Source organism: Pseudomonas sp. MWU16-30323 (assembly GCF_020515595.1).
GTDB classification, from domain to species: domain Bacteria; phylum Pseudomonadota; class Gammaproteobacteria; order Pseudomonadales; family Pseudomonadaceae; genus Aquipseudomonas; species Aquipseudomonas yamanorum.
The window spans coordinates 38174-58282 of the sequence record NZ_JAIWYM010000034.1; the positions used below are offsets into that span (position 1 = coordinate 38174).

Below are 20109 nucleotides of genomic sequence, written 5' to 3' on the forward strand. Positions count from 1 at the left end.
CGGCTTATAGTGCACGTCGCGCGCCAGTCCAGCCAAACCGCAGGATCACAGTTTGTCCAACGTAACGCCGCCAACTCCCCTGCGCGCCGCTCATATAGCGCCGGGAGCGCCCCTGCACGGAACCCTGAAGGGCGCATTGGCGACGCTGGTCCTGCTGCTGCTCGCGTTATTGTTCTGGCAACTGCTGGACCAACTGCAGCAAAACCAGAAAAACCAGCAGCAATACACCATCAACTACAGCGCCGACCTGGCCGAACAGATCAGCCTGAACATGGCCCTCAGTGCGCAGATCGCACTGAACCTGCTGCCAATGGTCGAGCCGCCGCGGGACACCGAACAGCAACAAATCCTGATGCGCACCCTGCAACGCTCCCTGCCGGAGTTGCGCAGCGTCGCCCTGCTCGCCCCCAGCGGCGCGATGATCAGTGACAGCGCCGGCGACAGCCAGGACAGCGCCTGGCTCGAAGAGCTGGTCAAACGCAGCCACGCCCAGTCCTACTACCTGAGCAACAACAACGACGGCACCGTCATCTACCTGCTGCTGCATCAGCCCAGCGGCGGCACCAAGATGTACTGGGCCTTGCGCCTGGCGCCCAATTACCTGGCCAACCTGACCCGCCAGGACAGCCAGGGCCAGCGCCCGATGTGGGTCATCGAAAACCGCCTCAACCACCGCGTGGTCAGCCGTGACAGCGGCATGCCGGCCCAATGGGCCTCGGCATTGACCCCGGACGAACTGAACAAAAGTGTACTGGTCACGCCCCTGAGCAAAAGCGACTGGCAACTGCGCGGCCTGTTCGACCGCGCCGCCGTGCTGGAACAACTGCTGCCAGCGTTTATCGGCAAATGCCTGCTGGGCCTGGCCTTCTCGCTGATCCCGGTCATCGTGCTGCTGAACATGCGCCGCCGCCAGCGCCAGGTGCACGAGGGGCGCCGGCGCTACCAGGATATTTTCGAAGGCACCGGCGTGGCCCTGTGCGTGCTCGACCTGTCGGGCCTGCGCGCGTTCTTCGACAAGACCCACTTGCAAACCTGCGAGCAACTGCAACAGTGGTTGCAAGACAACCCGGAGCAACGCCAGCAACTGCTCAAGGAGCTGCGCATCACCGAGGTCAATCAGGTGGCGGTGCGCCTGCTGAACGTGGCCTCCTGCGAACAAGCCTGGGAGCGCCTGATCGACGCCTGCCCGTCGAGCCCGACCGCCATCGGTAACCAGGTGATCGACGCGGTACTGACCCAACAAAAACAGCTCGAACTGGAAATCCAGCTCAGCGACGTTGAAGGCAACGACCAATACCTGTGGCTGGTGATGCGCCTGCCGGAGCAACAGGACGACTTCAAGGCGGTGATCCTGAGCATCAGCGACATCACCAGCCGCAAGCTGATCGAGCTGTCGCTGGTGGAGCGCGAGGGTTTCTGGTCGGACGTGGTGCGCACCGTGCCCGATCACCTGTATGTGCAGGATGTGATCAGCCAGCGGATGATTTTCAGCAACCACCATCTGGGCCACACCCTGGGCTACAACAAGCCCGAGTTGCAGCAGATGGGCGAGTACTTCTGGGAAATCCTGCTGCACCCCGAAGACGCCGAGCGTTACCACGACCTGCGCCTGCAACAGCGCCAGGCCGGCTACCTGAGCCAACTGCAGTGCCAGTTGCGCTTTCGTCACCGCAACAACCAATGGCGGCGCTTCGATATCCGCGAACAGGCCCTGGCCCGGGACAAGACCGACCAGGTCACGCGCATCATCGGTGTGGCCAAGGACATCACCGACCAGATCGAGGCCAGCGAATCCCTGCGCGACAGCGAACAGCGCTACCGCATGCTGGCCGAAAGCATCAGCGACGTCATCTTCTCCACCGACAGCAAACTGGCCCTCAACTACGTCAGCCCTTCGGTGAACGCGGTGCTGGGCTATGACGTGGACTGGATCTTCGAAAACGGCTGGCAATCGACCATCGCCAACCCGCAGCAACTCACGGGCATCTACAGCCTGGTGGAGCAAGTCAGCCGCGCCCTGGACCAACCCGAATCCCTCGCGGCCTTGCGCAACGACGTGCAGACCCAGCTGTTCCTGTTCGACTGCCTGCGGGCCGACGGGCGCAAGGTCCCCATCGAACTGCGCCTGGTGCTGGTGTGGGACGAGCACGGCGCGTTCGAAGGCATCCTCGGCGTGGGTCGCGATATCAGCCAGCAACGCCGCGCGGAAAAAGACCTGCGCATGGCGGCCACGGTATTCGAACACTCGACTTCGGCGATCCTGATCACCGACCCGGCCGGCTATATCGTGCAGGCCAACGAGGCGTTCAGCCGGGTCAGCGGCTACGCGGTGGCGGACGTGCTCGACCAGTTGCCGAACATGCTCACCGTCGACGAACAGCAGGAAGCTCACCTGCGCTACGTGCTCAAGCAATTGCACCAGCACAGCACCTGGGAAGGCGAAGTGTGGCTCAAGCGCCGCAACGGCGAGCATTACCCGGCCTGGGTCGGGATTACCGCCGTCTTCGATGACGAAGGCGACCTGGCCAGCTACGTGTGCTTCTTCAGTGACATCAGCGAGCGCAAGGCCAGCGAACAGCGGATCCACCGCCTGGCCTACTACGACGCCCTGACCCACCTGCCCAACCGCACGCTGTTCCAGGACCGCCTGCACACCGCGTTGCAGTCGGCGGAACGGCAGAAGTCGTGGGTGGTGCTGATGTTCCTCGACCTCGACCGCTTCAAGCCGATCAACGATTCCCTGGGCCACGCCGCCGGCGACCGCATGCTCAAGGAAATGGCCACCCGCCTGCTGGGTTGCGTGGCCGAAGACGACACCGTGGCGCGCATGGGTGGCGACGAATTCACGTTGCTGCTGCAACCGCGGGTCAACCGTGAGATGGCGCTGAACCGCGCGATTCATGTGGCCGAGCAGATTCTCGCCAGCCTGGTGAAGCCATTCGTACTGGAAGGCCGTGAATTCTTCGTCACTGCCAGTATTGGCATCGCCCTGAGCCCGCAGGACGGCAACGAACTCAGCCAGTTGATGAAGAACGCCGACACCGCGATGTACCACGCCAAGGAGCGCGGCAAGAACAACTTCCAGTTCTACCAGGCCGACATGAACGCCAGCGCCCTGGAACGTCTGGAGCTGGAAAGCGACCTGCGCCACGCCCTGGAACAGAATGAATTCGTGCTGTATTACCAGCCGCAGTTCAGCGGCGACGGCAAACGCCTGACCGGCGCCGAAGCCCTGCTGCGCTGGCGCCATCCCCGTCGCGGGCTGGTACCGCCGGGGGACTTCATCCCGGTGCTGGAGGAGTTGGGGCTGGTGGTGGACGTGGGCGACTGGGTAATCAGTGAAGCCTGCCGCCAACTCAAGACCTGGCACCAGAACAAGGTGCGGGTGCCCAAGGTCTCGGTGAACATCTCGGCCCGGCAGTTCTCCGACGGGCAACTGGGCGAGCGCATCGCCACCATCCTCAAGGACACGGGCCTGCCGCCGGCGTGCCTGGAGCTGGAGCTGACCGAAAGTATCCTGATGCGCGAGGTCAACGAGGCGATGCAGATCCTCGCCAGCCTGAAAAACCTCGGCCTGAGCATTGCGGTAGACGACTTCGGCACGGGTTATTCATCGCTGAACTACCTCAAGCAATTCCCCATCGACGTGCTGAAGATCGACCGCACCTTTGTCGATGGCCTGCCGTCGGGTGAACAGGATGCGCAGATTGCCCGGGCGATTATTGCCATGGCCCACAGCCTGAACCTGGCGGTGATCGCCGAGGGTGTGGAAACCCATGAGCAGCTGGACTTCCTGCGGGAGCATGGTTGCGATGAGGTGCAGGGCTACCTGTTTGGGCGACCGATGCCGGCGAGCCGGTTTGAGGCGCAGTTCAGCAATGATGCGCTGTTCATGTTCGACTGAAATCCTCAGGTGATGCTGATGGCCTCATCGCGGGCAAGCCCGCTCCCACACTCGACCGCATTCCCCCTGAAGGAACCCGATTGAATGTGGGAGCGGGCTTGCTCGCGAAGGGGGCCGCACAAACACCACCCATCCCCAGATGAGCCCCGCTTGTCCGCGACATGATGTCCTTTCATATGCCATCTAAAACCCATTGGGTTAGAATGCGCTTCTTTTCTGCCCCCGATCCTTGAGGACCGCCATGTTCAGCCGTGATTTGACTATTGCCAAGTACGACGCCGATCTCTTTGCCGCCATGGAGCAAGAAGCTCAGCGCCAGGAAGAGCACATTGAGCTGATCGCTTCGGAAAACTACACCAGCCCCGCCGTGATGGAGGCTCAAGGTTCGGTTCTGACCAACAAGTACGCCGAAGGCTACCCGGGCAAGCGCTACTACGGTGGTTGCGAGTTCGTCGACATCGTTGAGCAGCTGGCCATCGACCGCGCCAAGGAACTGTTCGGCGCCGATTACGCCAACGTCCAGCCGCACGCCGGCTCCCAAGCCAACAGCGCCGTGTACCTGGCCCTGCTGCAAGCAGGCGACACCATCCTGGGCATGAGCCTGGCCCACGGCGGTCACCTGACCCACGGCGCCAGCGTTTCCTCCTCCGGCAAGCTGTACAACGCCGTTCAGTACGGCATCGACGGCAACGGCCTGATCGACTACGACGAAGTCGAGCGCCTGGCCGTTGAGCACAAGCCGAAAATGATCGTGGCCGGTTTCTCTGCCTACTCGCAGATCCTGGATTTCCCACGCTTCCGCGAAATCGCCGACAAGGTCGGTGCCTACCTGTTTGTCGACATGGCCCACGTTGCTGGCCTGGTTGCCGCTGGCGTGTACCCGAACCCGGTTCCGTTCGCTGACGTGGTGACCACCACCACCCACAAGACCCTGCGCGGTCCACGTGGCGGCCTGATCCTGGCTCGCGCCAACGCCGAGATCGAGAAGAAGCTGAACTCCGCCGTATTCCCAGGTGGCCAGGGCGGCCCGCTGGAGCACGTGATCGCCGCTAAAGCGATCTGCTTCAAGGAAGCGCTGCAGCCGGAGTTCAAGACCTACCAGCAGCAAGTGGTGAAGAACGCCAAGGCCATGGCCGGCGTGTTCATCGAGCGTGGTTTTGACGTGGTGTCCGGCGGTACTGAGAACCACCTGTTCCTGCTCTCGCTGATCAAGCAAGACATCTCCGGTAAAGACGCTGACGCCGCGCTGGGCAAAGCCTTCATCACCGTGAACAAGAACTCGGTACCGAACGACCCACGTTCGCCGTTCGTCACCTCCGGCCTGCGCTTCGGCACCCCGGCTGTGACCACTCGTGGCTTCAAGGAAGCAGAGTGCAAGGAACTGGCTGGCTGGATCTGCGACATCCTGGCTGACCTGAACAACGAAGCAGTGATTGATGCTGTTCGTGAGAAGGTCAAGGCCATCTGCAAGAAGCTGCCGGTATACGGCGCTTGATTGCAGTTGCTTGAATGAAAAACCCGGCCTTTGAGCCGGGCTTTTTCATGCCGGATTTCAAATTGAAATACGGTTAAGTGTGGGAGCTGGCTTGCCTGCGATAGCGGTGTGCCAGTTGATACAGCGGTGACTGACACACTGCTATCGCAGGCAAGCCAGCTCCCACATTGACCGCATTTCACGTCAGGGTTGATAGACCCGCGCAAAGCCTTCGCGAATCTTCGCTTCCGGCAATTCATCGGCAATAAACACAATCACACTCTCCCGCGTCTCGCCTTCGGCCCATTCGGTGTCCCAATCGAACCCGTAGAGCTTCAGCACGCCCTGGAACACCATGCGCCGGTCTTCCCCGGCAATGTTCAGCACGCCCTTGTAGCGCAGCAGTTGCTTGCCGTGGTCTTCCAGCAGCTCGTTCATGAACTCGCTGAGTTTGTCGATATCCAGTGGCTGGTCGGTGCGCAGCACCAGGCTGGAAATCCGGTCGATGGACGGCGCCTGGCTCACCGGGCGCAGGCTCATGCCGGCATTGAGGTTGAAGCCGCGCACATCCAGCAGTTCGGCGAGGTCGATCTTGCCGTGTTCCACCACGCGAATCGGTGCGCGGCGGTTGATACGGGTCAGGCGCTCGCTGAGGGCGTCGAAGGTGGCGTCGTCCACCAGGTCGCGCTTGCTCACCAGCAGGCGGTCGGCGAAACCGATCTGCGCCTGGGCGATGGTCTGGGTCAGGTGGTGCTCGGCGTGGGCCGCGTCCACCAACGTGATGATGCCGTCGAGGATATAGCGCTCGCGCAGTTCTTCATCGATGAAAAAGGTCTGGGCCACCGGGGCCGGGTCAGCCAGGCCGGTGCATTCGATCACCAGGCGGTCGAAGGCGATTTCACCACTGTCCAGGCGCTCCAGCAGCAGGTACAGGGCTTTGGTCAGGTCGGTGTGGATGGTGCAGCACACGCAGCCATTGGACAGGGTCATGACTTGCACCGGCTCGGTGCCCAGCAGTTGGGTGTCGATACCGGCGTCGCTGAATTCGTTTTCGATCACGGCGATTTTCAAGCCGTGTTCAGCCTTGAGCAGGTGGCGCAACAAGGTGGTCTTGCCGGCGCCGAGGAAGCCGCTGAGGACGGTGACGGGAATGGGAGAGGACAAAGACAGTTCTCCTTATATCTGAAGGTACACAAAACAAATGTGGGAGCGGGCTTGCTCGCGAAGGCGGCGTGTCAGTCAGCACATGCCTCACTGAAAGACCGCCTTCGCGAGCAAGCCCGCTCCCACAAGGGATCACCGCAACCCGTACTTACCGGGCTAGCAGCACTTGGGCCCACCCTTGCCGCCGTAACGGGCTTCCTGGCGTTCACGGAAGAACGCCTTGTAGTCCATCATCGGCTTGTCCGGGTGTTTGGTTTGCATATGCTCGACGTAAGTGTCGTAGTCGGGCATGCCGACCATCAGGCGTGCGGCCTGACCGAGGTATTTACCGAGGCGACTGATGTCATTGAACATGATTGCAATCCTCTATCAAGCGTCCGGGATGGCCTGGAATGGCGCTTCTTTATCCGTACGTTCCTTTTTACCCCAGGCGGCGATGCCGACCTTGAGCGCATAGAACAGGATGCTGAAGACCACGAACAGGAACAGCGCCGTCAGCGTTGCGTTGGTGTAGGCGTTCCAGATCACATGTTGCATCTGGTCGATGCTCTTGGCCGGTGCGAGGATCTGGCCGGCGGCCAGGGCATCGCTGTACTTCTTGGCCAGGGACAGGAAGCCGATCGCCGGATTGGCGTCGAACAGCTTGATGAAGCCTGCGGTCACGGTGCAGATCAGCAGCCATACGGCTGGCAGCATGGTCACCCAGATGTAGCGCTGGCGTTTCATTTTGATCAGCACAACCGTGGCGAGCATCAGCGCGATACCGGCCAGCATCTGGTTGGAGATACCGAACAGCGGCCACAAGGTGTTGATGCCGCCCAGTGGGTCGATCACGCCTTGGTACAGCAGGTAACCCCACATCGCCACACAACCTGCGGTGGCAATCAGGTTGGCGGTCCAGGACTCGGTACGCTTGAGCGCCGGCACAAAGGAGCCGAGCAGATCCTGAAGCATGAAGCGACCGGCACGGGTACCAGCGTCGACTGCCGTCAGGATGAACAGCGCTTCGAACAGGATTGCAAAGTGGTACCAGAACGCCATGGTGTTTTCACCCGGCAGGACACTGTGCAGGATCTGCGCGATACCGACCGCCAGGGTCGGCGCACCGCCGGCACGGGCCAGGATGGTGGACTCACCAATGTCATGGGCCACCGCCTGCAACGCTTCCGGGGTAATTGCAAAACCCCAGCTGCTGACAGTTTGCGCAACGGTCACCACGTCAGCACCGACAATGGCGGCCGGGCTGTTCATGGCGAAGTACACGCCTGGCTCGATCACCGAAGCGGCAACCATCGCCATGATGGCCACGAACGACTCCATCAACATGCCGCCGTAACCGATGTAACGGGCGTGCCCTTCATTGGCCAGCAACTTGGGCGTAGTGCCCGAGGAGATCAGTGCGTGGAAACCCGAGACCGCGCCACAGGCGATGGTGATGAACAGGAACGGGAACAGGCCGCCCTTCCACACCGGGCCGGTGCCATCGATGAATTGGGTCAGCGCGGGCATTTTCAGGTCGGGCATGGTCACCAGGATGCCGATCGCCAGGGCGATGATGGTGCCGATTTTCAGGAAAGTAGACAGGTAGTCACGTGGCGCAAGGATCAGCCACACCGGCAACACGGCGGCCACAAAGCCATAACCCACCAGCATCCAGGTGATCTGGATCCCGGTAAAGCTGAAGGCCTTGGCCCACACCGGGTCTGCGGCAATCTGCCCGCCCAGCCAGATCGAGCCCAGCAGCAACAGCACGCCGACAATCGAGATCTCGCCGATGCGGCCCGGGCGGATGTAGCGCATGTAGATGCCCATGAACATCGCGATCGGGATGGTCGCCATCACGGTGAAGATGCCCCACGGGCTTTCGGCCAGGGCCTTGACCACGATCAGCGCCAGCACCGCGAGGATGATGATCATGATCAGGAAGCAGCCAAACAGCGCAATGGTCCCGGGCACGCGGCCCATTTCTTCGCGGACCATATCCCCCAGGGAACGGCCGTTGCGACGGGTGGACAGGAACAGGACCATGAAGTCCTGCACAGCCCCCGCCAGCACCACGCCGGCGATCAGCCACAAGGTGCCGGGCAGGTAACCCATCTGCGCGGCCAGGACCGGGCCGACCAAAGGCCCTGCGCCAGCGATTGCCGCAAAGTGGTGACCGAAAAGGATGTGTTTGTTGGTCGGCACATAGTCCAGACCGTCGTTGTTGAGCACAGCGGGGGTCGCCCGCAATGGATCGAGCTGCATCACATGGTTAGCGATGAACAGACTGTAGTAACGGTAAGCAACCAGATAAATGGCCACTGCTGCGACCACAATCCACAAGGCGTTGATCGCCTCGCCGCGGCGCAAGGCCACTACGCCCAGGGCGCACGCTCCTACGATTGCCAGCAGCAGCCAGGGTAGATGGCGTAGCAGGCTATTATTATTTTTCATTTTTATATTCCAGCCAGGGTGGACAGAAAGACAGCCATCCCGAGTTTAGCGCTACTGGCCTCAAAGGCCACCCCCCTACGTTGGTCTAGAGCCTTGCCGGGGCGAAAAAAGCAGAAAAAACTGCCCGATGATGGCGCACGGCTACAATTCGTTTATCCACAGAGGGTTTCACCATGAGCGAACAGCCTTCAGACCGACGCCGTTTCCGACGCATCGCCTTCGATGCCAGGACCGAGCTCACGCAAGACGGCCATGCCTGGTCGGTGCAATTGGTAGATTTGTCGCTCAAGGGCTTGCTGGTGCAACGGCCGCAGGACTGGCACGGCCATCGCTATGAGTCGTTCGACGTGGATATTCATCTGGACGCCGCGACCGACGTGAAGATGCAGGTGCGGCTGACCCATGACGATCATGGGCAGCTCGGTTTTGTGTGCGAGCACATCGACCTCGACTCCATCAGCCACCTGCGGCGGATAATCGAGCTGAACCTCGGCGATCAGGCAGAGCTGGAGCGGGAATTCGCGGCCTTGCTGGAGATCTGAACCTGTGGGAGCGGGCTTGCCTGCGATGGCGGTGTGTCAGTTTGCATATCAATTAGCTGATACACCGCCATCGCGGGCAAGCCCGGCTCCCACAGGGGTGATGTGTGGCTGGCGACTATTCGAACAGGGCATCCAGCGCCTGCTCCAGGCGCGTCACCCCGATCACCTGCAGCCCCGGCGGCATTTCTTTCGGCGCATTGCCCTTGGGCACGATGGCGCGCTTGAAGCCGTGCTTGGCCGCTTCCTTCAAGCGCTCCTGGCCGCTGGGTACCGGCCGCACTTCACCCGACAGCCCCACCTCGCCGAACACCAGCAAGTCGTGGGGCAACGGGCGGTTGCGCAGGCTGGACATCACTGCCGCCATCAACGCCAGGTCAGACGCGGTTTCCAGCACCTTGACCCCGCCCACCACGTTGAGGAACACGTCCTGGTCATGGGTAGGAATGCCGCCGTGGCGGTGCAGCACCGCCAGCAACATCGCCAGGCGGTTCTGATCCAGGCCCAAGGTGACCCGGCGCGGGTTGGCCAAGTGGCTGTCGTCCACCAGCGCCTGCACTTCCACCAGCATCGGCCGGGTGCCTTCCCACGTCGCCATCACCACACTGCCCGGGACTTCTTCCTGGGCGCGGGTAAGAAAAATTGCCGACGGGTTGGAGACCTCTTTCAAGCCCCGGTCAGTCATGGCGAACACACCGAGCTCGTTGACCGCGCCAAAACGGTTCTTCACCGCCCGCAACAAACGCAACCGCCCGTCGGACTCGCCTTCGAAATACAGCACGGTGTCGACCATGTGTTCCAGCACCCGCGGCCCGGCCAGCGCGCCTTCCTTGGTCACGTGGCCTACCAGGAAAATCGCCGTGCCGCTCTGTTTCGCATAGCGCACCAGCAGCGCAGCACTTTCCCGCACCTGGGACACGCCACCCGGTGCTGATTGCAGTTGTTCGGTGAAAATCGTCTGGATCGAGTCGATCACCATCACCTTGGGCTTTTCCAGACGCGCGGTGGCGATGATGCTTTCGATGCAGGTTTCGGTCATCACCCGCAATTGATCCTGGGGCAAGCCCAACCGGCGCGCACGCATGGCCACCTGCTGCTGGGATTCTTCGCCGGTGACATACAGCGCCGGCATGCGGCTGGCGATGCTGCACAGGGTTTGCAGCAGGATCGTGGATTTACCGATCCCCGGGTCACCGCCAATCAGCACCACCGAGCCGTCCACCAGGCCGCCGCCCAACACGCGATCCAGCTCACCGGAGGCCGTGGAGAAACGCGGAATTTCTTCGACGCTGACTTCCGCCAGGGTCTTGATCTGGGTTTGCTGCCCGGTCCAGCCGGAACGACCGCTGGGGGCCACGGCGCCACCACTTTCGATCATGGTTTCGGTCAGGGTGTTCCACGCACCGCATTCCGTGCACTGGCCGGCCCACTTGGGAAAGGTCGCGCCGCACTCCGTGCAGCCATACATGCGCTTGGCCTTTGCCATTTGAGAACCTCCAACCGAAAAACCGCGATGATAGCTCAGCGCGGCGCCGGGGTACGGATTTCACCGCTGGCCAAGCGTGAAGCGCTGTTACCGATCGGGTCTTCGGCATTCAGATCGGCGCCCTTGGCTTTCAGCTCATCCAGCAATTCCACACGCTTGAACAGCCCGGCATACATGGCCGCCGTTTGTCCGGCGCCGTTGCGCTGGTCGGGGTTGCAGTCGGTGGCCAGCAGGCGCTGGGCGATTTTCAGCTCACCCTTGAAGATCGCGCCCATCAAGGCGGTGTTGCCGCGCTTGTCCTGTACACAGGCGTCGGCACCGGCGGCGAGCAATCGGTCCACGTAGGCCCCCTCGCCGTGATAGGCGGCAAGAATCAGCGCGGTGTAGCCTTTTTCATCCTGGGTATTCAGCGAATAACCGGATTCGATGAAGGTGTTGAGCATGTCCACGTCGCCACGGCGGGCGGCATCGAAGTAATAGTCCTGTAGCTGTGCCTGGACCGCTCGCGGGTCAGGCGACTCGGCATGGGCGGTGAGGGCCAGCAAGGCGGTGAATAACGCGATGTAGATACGCATGAGGTTTCTCCTGCCAGGGTGTCGGCGCCCGCTCGGGCGCCGACGGGGCCAATCAGTCAGTCAGCTTTTCAGCCAGCGCCTTGACGCGGGCCAGGTCGCCCTTGGCGACTTTGGTCACGCCGGTGCCGTACTCCGGATCCGCCTTGTAGAGGAACGACAGGATGATGTGTTTGCTCTCGTCATCGGTGGTGGCCAGGGAGCCGCCGAAGTTGTCGATCAAGTCCTGACGCTCTTTCTTGTTGAACGAGCGGTACAGGTCGCCGGCCTGCTTGAAGTTCTGCTCACGCTGGATCTTCGCCTGCTGGGTACTGCCCGACAGGGCCGACTGGCTGTAGCGCGCGGTTTGCAGCTCTTCCCGTGGCAGCAGGCGGCTTGGCTGGTAGTTCACGCCGGTGGTGGTCTTGCCGAAGTTCATCGCGCCGTCCTGGTTACCGTTGTTGACGGTCACCCGGGGTGCATTGATCGGCAGTTGCAGGGCGTTTGGCCCCAGGCGGTACATTTGCGTATCGGCATAGGAGAACACCCGGCCTTGCAGCAGGCGGTCTTCCGACGGCTCGATGCCCGGCACCAGGTTGGCCGGTGCCATGGCCACTTGCTCGGTTTCCTGGAAGACGTTGGCCGGGTTGCGGTTCAGCACCATCTGCCCGACTTTGCGTTCAGGCACGTTTGGCCAGATCTTGGTGGCGTCCAGTGGGTCGAAATCAAACTTGGCCAGGTCTTCCGGTTTCAGCACTTGCACATACAGGTCCCACTTGGGGAAGTCGCCCTTATTGATGTGCGTGACCAAGTCATTGGTCATATGGCTGTAGTCACGGCCCTGTACTTCAGTCACTTGTTTAGGGTCAAGGTTCTTGATGCCTTGCAGGCTCTTCCAGTGGAACTTGACGTAGTGCACTTCGCCCTTGGCGTTAATCAACTTGTAGGCGTGTACACCGTTACCGTCCATTTCCCGGTAACTGGCAGGCGTGCCGGAGTCCGAATACAACTCGGTCAACGTACGAGTGGACTCCGGAACATGGGAGAAGAAGTCAAAGCGACGGGAATCGTCATCCAGGTTAGTGCGCGGGTCTGGTTTAAAGGCGTGAACCATGTCCGGGAACTTGATCGCATCGCGAATAAAGAACGTCGGGAAGTTATTACCGACCAAGTCCCAGTTACCTTCGGCGGTGTAGAACTTGGTGGCGAAGCCGCGTGGGTCACGCAGGGTTTCCGGCGAATGGTTGCCGTGAACGACCGCAGAAAACCGCACAAATACCGGCGTGGCTTCGCCGGCGGCAAATACCTTGGCCTTGGTCAGGTCGCTGAGGTTGTCGGTGACGGTGAACGTACCGTGGGCGCCGGTGCCTCGGGCATGTACAACACGCTCTGGAATACGCTCACGATCAAAGCGCTGTAGTTTCTGGATCAGTTGCACGTCTTGCAACAGGACCGGGCCATTGGCCCCGGCGGTTTGCGAGTTCTGATTGTCACCAACCGCTGCACCATTATCACGGGTGAGGTTGGCGGCGTGTACGGACAGCGAAAGAAGACTGGCGCTCACTACAAACAGCACCTGTCGCGCAGAAATAGGCCCGCGGCTAATAGGGTTTTTCATCGAGGTATCCTCTGGTTTTTTTAGTGCACATTGAGTTGTGCTTGCCAGAGGCTAGTGACCCGGGAGTCAGAAGATAAATAGAAAAGCCGTACCAACCCGATTAAGAAAATAGTGTGGTAACCCCCTGAAATAGCGGGTATTCCGCGCGCGATTGATGGCACTTTGCAAACTATTTGCGATTTAATGTGTCGATAAAAACGGACACTGTAAGCAGTTGTGTCGCGCAAGCCGCGCCACACTGTCTTACACTGGCTTCTACCTCCTCATCTGTAACAAGGAATAACCTATGGGCGTGTTAAGTGAGTTCAAGGCCTTCGCGGTCAAAGGTAATGTGGTCGACATGGCCGTCGGTATTATCATCGGCGCCGCCTTCGGCAAAATCGTTTCCTCCTTTGTAGGCGACGTGGTGATGCCACCCATCGGCCTGTTGATCGGGGGAGTCGACTTCGGCGACCTGGCCGTAACGCTTAAAGCCGCCCAGGGCGATGCGCCTGCCGTCGTACTGGCGTACGGCAAGTTCATCCAGAGCGTGATCGACTTTGTGATCGTTGCGTTTGCGATCTTCATGGGCGTGAAGGCCATCAATCGCCTGAAGCGTGAAGAAGCCGTGGCACCTAGCCTGCCGCCGGTCCCGACCAAGGAAGAAGTGCTGCTGGGGGAGATCCGCGATCTGCTCAAGGCACAGAACAGCAAGCCCGAGTAAGCTCGGCAATTAAAGTAAAGGCGCCTGCAGGGCGCCTTTGTTTTACCAGTAGTTTTCTACCGCGACCTGGCCTGGGCGGCGGGTCAGGCTCAGTTGCATGTCACGCTGTTTCAGCAACTGGCGCGTGTCGTCGATCATCTGCGGGTTGCCGCAAATCATCACTCTGGAATGCTCAGGGGTCAGCGCCACACCTGCGGCGCGTTCCAGTTCACCATTCTCGATCAGCGTAGTAATCCGGCCATTCAGCGCGCCCGGATGTTGCTCGCGGGTGACGATGGGAAGGTAAGTGAGCTTGTGGGCGTGCTCCGCCAGGTACTCTCGTTCGCCCAGCTCATGGATCAACGACTGGTAAGCCAACTCCCTTGCTTCGCGGGCGCTATAGACGAGGATGATCCGCTCGAATTTTTCCCAGACCTCGAAGTCCTGCAGGATCGACAGAAACGGCGCAATACCGGTACCAGTGCCCAACAGCCACAGATCGCGACCATCCACAAACCGGTCCAGGGTCAGAAAACCCGTGGCCTGGCGTTCCACCAGCAGGGTATCGCCCTCGCGCAGGCGGCTGAGCTCACTGGTGAACTCGCCACCCGGCACGACGATAGAGAAGAAATCCAGGTGCTCGTCAAAGGGCGAGGACACCACCGAATAGGCCCGCCACACAATACTGCCATCGGCCTTGGTCACCCCCAGGCGCACGAATTGCCCGGCGCGAAAGCGAAAGCCCGGGTCTCGGGTAGTGCGCAGGGTAAACAGGCTGGGGGTCAGCGATTGCACGTCGAGCAAGGTCTGGCGGGTGTATTTTTCAGCACTGGCCGTCATGGGAAACTCCATTTGCAGAGGCCCCTAGTGTCCCTCAAAGCGCCGCCTGGAAACACCGATGGTTTGTGCTGGCATTGCTGCTGCACACAGGGGCAACGGCTGGGCGGTACTAAATATTTGGCTATTAGCCGTCTTCCAACAAGCCATTAGATGAGGGAATGCAGCTGATCTTTAACACGCTGCACTCATAGCAAGTCCTTAAATAAAATAGAAAAATCTTATCGAACGCTTGAAAGTTGTACACCGTAGTTCGGTTGTACAAATGTTGTTGGCCTAACGTCCGACTGAACATAACCAATTTTTCATTTCGAGCTGTAGCCGTTGTCCTACACTATTTTTTCATGCCGTAACCGGGGGCCTTGGAAGTACCCCATGTAAAAAACCGTGCACATGGAGAGTTACCGATGGTCAACTGGCACAACACCCGCCTGCCCAAACTCGAAGGGGAAAGCGAAATAACCAGCATGTACGAAGCGGCCCTCAACCTGACTTACGAGCTTGGCTTCCAATACTGCGCATTCACCCTGAGTTCTAATCTACCCAACAACCAAACGAAAACTTTCAACCTCAACAACTATTCAAATGAATGGAATACGCTGTACAGGCAAGAGCACTACTTCGACCTAGACCCTGTGGTTTCGCATTGCAAACGCTCGGTTCTACCGATCGTATGGGACGAGAAAACCTTTTCCTCGGTACCGGACTTATGGGCTCACGCCCAGTCCAACGGATTGAATTTCGGATGGACCCAATCGGTTCATGACTTCCAGGGTGTTTTCAGCATGTTGAGCCTGGGGCGTACCATCGGCCCAGTGGGCCCTGAAGAACTCTATGAAAAAGCCGGACAAGTACTCTGGATTTGCCACGCCATGCACGCGGTGGTGGCCAAAAAATACGCAGACACGCCCAGTCCGCAAGCGCCCAGCAAATTGACCCCGCGTGAAACCGAAATCCTGCAATGGTCGGCCATGGGCAAGACCGCCTCGGACATCGCCACCATCCTGTGCCTGTCCGAACGCACGGTCGGCTTCCATATCAGCAGTGCGATGAAGAAACTGGGGGTCAGTAACAAGATTGCCGCAGTGATCACGGCAGTGAAATGCGGGTTGTTTTAAACACCGCATGTAATCCAGGGGAAAAAAAAGTAACATTTGCGGCCAGTTCCGGGTGATGACGCGAGCCCCTGATGCGCCTCGCGTCGCCGCTCACCCCGATGGTTCGCTTACCCAGAGTCTCCCCCGCCATGCCCCTGCTCGACAGCCCCTTCGCCCAACTCGACCTGATCCGTCAGCCAGAACAGCACAACGACCCGCTACAAGCGTTTGATGCAGCCGATGAGTATTTGCTCAGCTACCTGGCGGAACAGCAGCCGACGCCTGCGACCCGCGTACTGGTGCTCAACGACAGTTTCGGCGCGCTGGCGGCCAGCCTCGAAGGGCATGTGCAGGTCACCTCCAGTGGTGACTCGTTCCTCGGTGCCCTGGGTCTGGAAAAAAACCTGGCACGTAACGGCAAGGCCTTCGACGCGGTAACGTTCCTGTCCGCCAGCCAAACACCGACCGGGCCTTTCGACCGCGTGCTGATCCGCGTGCCGAAAACCCTGGCCCTGCTCGAAGAACAACTGATTCGCCTGCAAGGCCAATTGGCACCCGGCGCCGAGGTGATTGCCGGGGCGATGGTCAAGCACTTGCCACGGGCTGCCGGCGAATTGCTGGAGCGCTATGTCGGCCCGATGCACGCCTCACTGGCGGTAAAAAAGGCCCGCCTGCTGATCGCCACCCTGGCCGATCGGCCACACGCTGTATCGCCCTACCCTACACGCTATAGCCTGGAAACTCCGGCCATCGAACTGCTCAACCACGCCAACGTGTTCTGCCGCGAAGGCCTGGACATCGGCACCCGGGCCTTCCTGCCGCACCTGCCGCAAAACCTGGGCGGCGCCCGCGTAGCCGACCTGGGTTGCGGTAATGGCGTCCTGGCGATTGCCAGCGCGCTGCAAAACCCCGAGGCGCAGTACACGCTGGTCGACGAGTCTTATATGGCGGTGCAATCGGCGGCCGAGAACTGGCGCGCGGCACTGGGCGAACGTGACGTGCTGATTCGCCCCGGCGACGGCCTGGCCGATCAGGAAGCGCAGTCACTGGATGTGGTGCTGTGCAACCCGCCGTTCCACCAGCAGCAAGTGGTGGGAGACTTCCTCGCCTGGCGCATGTTCCAGCAGGCGCGGGAAGCTTTGGTAGTGGGCGGCGCCCTGTACATCGTCGGCAACCGTCACTTGGGTTATCACACCAAGTTGGCGCGGTTGTTCCGCGGCGTCGAGCAAGTGGCGACCACGCCGAAGTTCGTGGTCCTCAAGGCGCGCAAATAAAAAAGCCCTCCATAAAGGAGGGCAATGGTTACAACGGGATGTCAGTGGGTGGTCAGGCCCGCGGCATTCATGAACAGGCGCATCAGGCTGGCCACCACGAACAGGGCCAGGACGCTGCCGGTCCAGATCATCGCCAGCCAGCCCAGGCGCTGCCAGAGCGGCTTTTTCTCGGCCTGTTCGATGTCGTGCAACGAAGGTTTGCCGGACATGAGTCAATCCTCCTAGTGATAGCCGTCTTCGTGGGTGACCTTGCCGCGGAACACGTAGTAGCTCCAGAAGGTGTAGCCCAGGATGAACGGGATGATGAACAAGGTGCCCACCAGCATGAAGCCCTGGCTTTGCGGCGGCGCGGCGGCGTCCCAGATCGATACCGATGGCGGGATGATGTTCGGCCACAGGCTGATCCCCAAGCCGCTGTAGCCAAGGAAGATCAGCACCAGCGTCAGCAGGAACGGCGTGTAGTGCGCATTGCGGGCCACGGCGCGAATCAGTCCGTACATGGTCACCAGCACCAGGATCGGCACGGGCAAGAACCAGAACAGATTCGGCAGGGTGAACCAGCGCGACGCGATTTCCGGATGGGCCAGCGGCGTCCAGAGGCTGACGATACCGATCACCGCCAGCACCACGAAGGCCAGGGGCCGCGCCAGGTTGTGCATCTTCTCCTGCAAGCTGCCTTCGGTCTTCATGATCAACCAGGTGCAACCCAACAGCGCATACGCCACGATCAGGGCCACGCCGCAGAACATCGTGAACGGCGTCAGCCAATCCAGTGAACCACCGGCAAACTGGCGGTCGACCACCGGGATGCCATCAATGAACGCCCCCAGCGCTACGCCCTGGAAGAACGTCGCCGCCAGCGAGCCGCCGATGAAGGCCTTGTCCCACAGGTGACGCTTGTCGTCCTTGGCCTTGAAGCGGAACTCAAACGCCACGCCGCGAAAGATCAGCCCTATCAGCATCAGCATCAGTGGCAGGTACAGCGCCGAGAGCACCACCGAATAGGCCAGCGGGAACGCGCCAAACAACGCCGCGCCGCCCAGTACCAGCCAGGTTTCGTTGCCGTCCCACACGGGGGCGACGGTGTTCATCATCACGTCACGGTCGGTCTTGCCCGGGATAAACGGGAAGAGAATGCCGATCCCCAGGTCAAAGCCATCCATGACCACGTACATCATGATGCCGAAGATGATGATCACGGCCCAGATCAGCGGAAGATCAATACCCATGGCTCAGTTCCCCTTGTTCAGGCTGTCGCCGTGATCGGCGTCATGGCTGTCATCGGCGGCCGACAATGGCCGGGCCGGTGTGCGTTTCTGACCGGGGCCACCATGGCTGACCTCTGCACCCTCGTTGATCACCGGACCTTTGCGCACCAGGCGCATCATGTAGCCCAGGCCCGCGCCGAACAGCGCAAAGTACACCACCACAAACAACACCAACGTAATGCTCATCTGCGCAAAGCTGTGGTTGGACGAGGCGTCCGCCGTGCGCATCAGCCCGTAGACCACCCACGGCTGTCGGCCGATTTCGGTGGTGAACCAGCCGGCGAGAATTGCGATCAGACCGGATGGGCCCATCCACAGCGCCAGGTACAGGAACGGCTTGGACGTGTACATCTTGTCGCCCTTGCGCAGCCAGAGGCTGAACAGGCCGGTAAAGATCATCAGGAAGCCCAGGCCCACCATGACCCGGAACGACCAGAACACGATGGTCGAGTTGGGACGGTCTTCAGGCGGGAACTCCTTGAGGGCCGGCACCTGCTTGTCCAGGGAGTGGGTCAGGATCAGGCTGCCCAGGTACGGGATTTCCACCGCGAACCTGGTTTTTTCAGCCTTCATGTCCGGCCAGCCGAACAGGATCAGCGGCGTGGGCTCGTTGCCGATATTTTCCCAGTGGCCTTCAATCGCGGCGATCTTCGCCGGCTGATGCTTCAGGGTATTCAGGCCGTGGAAGTCACCGATGACCGCCTGGATCGGCGCGACGATCAGCGCCATCCACATCGCCATCGACAGCATGGTGCGGATCGCCGGGTTGTCTTTGCCGCGCAGCAAGTGCCAGGCTGCCGAAGAACCGACGAAGAACGCGGTCGCGACGAAGGCTGCCGTGGCCATGTGCATCAGACGATAGGGGAACGACGGGTTGAAGATCACAGCCAGCCAGTCGGTAGGAATCACCCGGCCATCAATGATTTCAAAGCCCTGTGGCGTCTGCATCCAGCTGTTGGACGCGAGAATCCAGAAGGTCGAGATCAGCGTGCCGACGGCCACCATCACCGTGGCAAAGAAGTGCAGCTTGCGTCCGACCTTGTTCCAGCCAAACAGCATGACCCCAAGGAAGCCGGCTTCGAGGAAGAACGCCGTGAGCACTTCATAGGTCAGCAACGGCCCAGTGACGGCGCCGGCGAAGTCCGAGAAGCGGCTCCAGTTGGTGCCGAACTGATAGGCCATGACCAGACCGGAGACCACGCCCATGCCGAAGTTGACGGCAAAGATCTTCGACCAGAAATGGTAGAGGTCACGGTAGGTGTCGTTGTGGGTCTTGAGCCACAGGCCTTCCAGCACCGCAAGGTAACTGGCCAGGCCGATGGTGATGGCCGGGAACAGGATATGGAATGAGATGGTGAACGCGAATTGAATTCGGGCGAGATCTAGCGCCTCCAAACCGAACATAAGTCTTCCTCTGTCAGGTAATACCGAATGCTGGCTGGAGGCCTGCACCCACTGCCCCCACGGATATGGAGTGTGGCGAATTCAAATTCGTTTCTTTTTATAACCAACCACGCAGGGATTCTGGCCTTGCGGCCGCCAGAGCAATCCCGGCGAAGGTTTTGATCTGGGTCAAGCATTGCTGAAAGAGTAGTCCCATTTTCGCGAGAGCAAGGCGTGGTCTTTTGCCGCGTGACAGGTTGCCTCAGTGGTGACTGAAGATGGTCTGTGGTGAGATTGGGGGTGCTTTGGGTGTATATCCGTTATCTGCGTAACGGCCGCTATGGGTTCCGCTCTTACAGCGGCTCACTTTTGAAGAGCGCAAAAGTAAGCAAAACG

Annotated in this window: 16 protein-coding genes; 6 read left to right on the forward strand and 10 right to left on the reverse strand. The window is 60.4% G+C overall.

The genetic code is table 11. The features are described 5' to 3' along the window. Positions 1-52: 52 nt before the first annotated feature. Together LIY45_RS26435 and glyA are read left to right on the forward strand one after the other, a co-directional pair. A complete protein-coding gene (locus tag LIY45_RS26435; protein WP_226478126.1) occupies positions 53-3904 on the forward strand; it encodes a bifunctional diguanylate cyclase/phosphodiesterase in 3852 nt (1283 codons plus the stop codon). Positions 3905-4145: 241 nt separating this feature from the next. Continuing rightward, positions 4146-5399 (forward strand): serine hydroxymethyltransferase, encoded by a 1254-nt coding sequence (gene glyA, locus LIY45_RS26440; RefSeq protein ID WP_008432824.1) that lies wholly within the window; start codon positions 4146-4148, stop codon positions 5397-5399. 183 nt (positions 5400-5582) lie between these two features. Here glyA and yjiA read toward each other — a convergent pair whose 3' ends face one another. The 3 genes from yjiA to LIY45_RS26455 form a co-directional block, all read right to left on the reverse strand. Then, positions 5583-6542, reverse strand: a complete 960-nt coding sequence (gene yjiA, locus LIY45_RS26445; protein ID WP_226478127.1) for a GTPase — start codon at positions 6540-6542, stop codon at positions 5583-5585. A 156-nt stretch (positions 6543-6698) separates the two neighbouring features. Beyond that, the gene (locus LIY45_RS26450; protein WP_003176208.1) at positions 6699-6896 is read right to left on the reverse strand and encodes a YbdD/YjiX family protein; all 198 of its coding nucleotides are present in this window, start codon (positions 6894-6896) and stop codon (positions 6699-6701) included. A 15-nt stretch (positions 6897-6911) separates the two neighbouring features. After that, the gene (locus LIY45_RS26455; protein WP_017477836.1) at positions 6912-8978 is read right to left on the reverse strand and encodes a carbon starvation CstA family protein; all 2067 of its coding nucleotides are present in this window, start codon (positions 8976-8978) and stop codon (positions 6912-6914) included. Positions 8979-9151: 173 nt separating this feature from the next. Between LIY45_RS26455 and LIY45_RS26460 the strand changes: the two genes are divergently transcribed. Beyond that, positions 9152-9520 carry a PilZ domain-containing protein gene (locus LIY45_RS26460; RefSeq protein WP_226478128.1) on the forward strand — a complete coding sequence of 123 codons (369 nt, stop codon included), beginning with the start codon at positions 9152-9154 and terminating at the stop codon, positions 9518-9520. Positions 9521-9635: 115 nt separating this feature from the next. On the opposite strand, the gene radA is transcribed toward LIY45_RS26460, so the two are convergent. The 3 genes from radA to katB are packed head-to-tail and all read right to left on the reverse strand — an operon-like array spanning position 9636 to position 13172. Beyond that, complete coding sequence (radA, locus tag LIY45_RS26465; protein ID WP_003215821.1) at positions 9636-11003, reverse strand: DNA repair protein RadA; 1368 nt, start codon at positions 11001-11003, stop codon at positions 9636-9638. A 35-nt stretch (positions 11004-11038) separates the two neighbouring features. After that, complete coding sequence (locus LIY45_RS26470) at positions 11039-11578, reverse strand: ankyrin repeat domain-containing protein (RefSeq protein WP_226478129.1); 540 nt, start codon at positions 11576-11578, stop codon at positions 11039-11041. A gap of 52 nt (positions 11579-11630) precedes the next feature. Further along, the gene (gene katB, locus LIY45_RS26475; protein ID WP_226478130.1) at positions 11631-13172 is read right to left on the reverse strand and encodes a catalase KatB; all 1542 of its coding nucleotides are present in this window, start codon (positions 13170-13172) and stop codon (positions 11631-11633) included. A gap of 286 nt (positions 13173-13458) precedes the next feature. Here katB and mscL point away from each other — a divergent pair, with 286 nt between their 5' ends. Then, a complete protein-coding gene (gene mscL / locus LIY45_RS26480; RefSeq protein WP_003215816.1) occupies positions 13459-13875 on the forward strand; it encodes a large-conductance mechanosensitive channel protein MscL in 417 nt (138 codons plus the stop codon). A 42-nt stretch (positions 13876-13917) separates the two neighbouring features. On the opposite strand, the gene LIY45_RS26485 is transcribed toward mscL, so the two are convergent. After that, the gene (locus tag LIY45_RS26485; RefSeq protein ID WP_226478131.1) at positions 13918-14694 is read right to left on the reverse strand and encodes a ferredoxin--NADP reductase; all 777 of its coding nucleotides are present in this window, start codon (positions 14692-14694) and stop codon (positions 13918-13920) included. A gap of 404 nt (positions 14695-15098) precedes the next feature. Between LIY45_RS26485 and LIY45_RS26490 the strand changes: the two genes are divergently transcribed. Together LIY45_RS26490 and LIY45_RS26495 are read left to right on the forward strand one after the other, a co-directional pair. Then, on the forward strand, positions 15099-15809 hold the full coding sequence (locus LIY45_RS26490) for a LuxR family transcriptional regulator (protein ID WP_226478132.1): 711 nt from the start codon (positions 15099-15101) through the stop codon (positions 15807-15809). A gap of 128 nt (positions 15810-15937) precedes the next feature. After that, positions 15938-17062 carry a methyltransferase gene (locus LIY45_RS26495; RefSeq protein WP_226478133.1) on the forward strand — a complete coding sequence of 375 codons (1125 nt, stop codon included), beginning with the start codon at positions 15938-15940 and terminating at the stop codon, positions 17060-17062. A 41-nt stretch (positions 17063-17103) separates the two neighbouring features. On the opposite strand, the gene LIY45_RS26500 is transcribed toward LIY45_RS26495, so the two are convergent. The 3 genes from LIY45_RS26500 to LIY45_RS26510 are packed head-to-tail and all read right to left on the reverse strand — an operon-like array spanning position 17104 to position 19734. Continuing rightward, positions 17104-17271, reverse strand: a complete 168-nt coding sequence (locus LIY45_RS26500; RefSeq protein WP_017477843.1) for a DUF2474 domain-containing protein — start codon at positions 17269-17271, stop codon at positions 17104-17106. A gap of 12 nt (positions 17272-17283) precedes the next feature. Beyond that, complete coding sequence (gene cydB, locus LIY45_RS26505) at positions 17284-18291, reverse strand: cytochrome d ubiquinol oxidase subunit II (RefSeq protein WP_008432810.1); 1008 nt, start codon at positions 18289-18291, stop codon at positions 17284-17286. A gap of 3 nt (positions 18292-18294) precedes the next feature. Beyond that, entirely contained in the window at positions 18295-19734 is a 1440-nt protein-coding gene (locus LIY45_RS26510) for a cytochrome ubiquinol oxidase subunit I (protein WP_226478134.1), read from the reverse strand. Between the last annotated feature and the right edge of the window lie 375 nt (positions 19735-20109).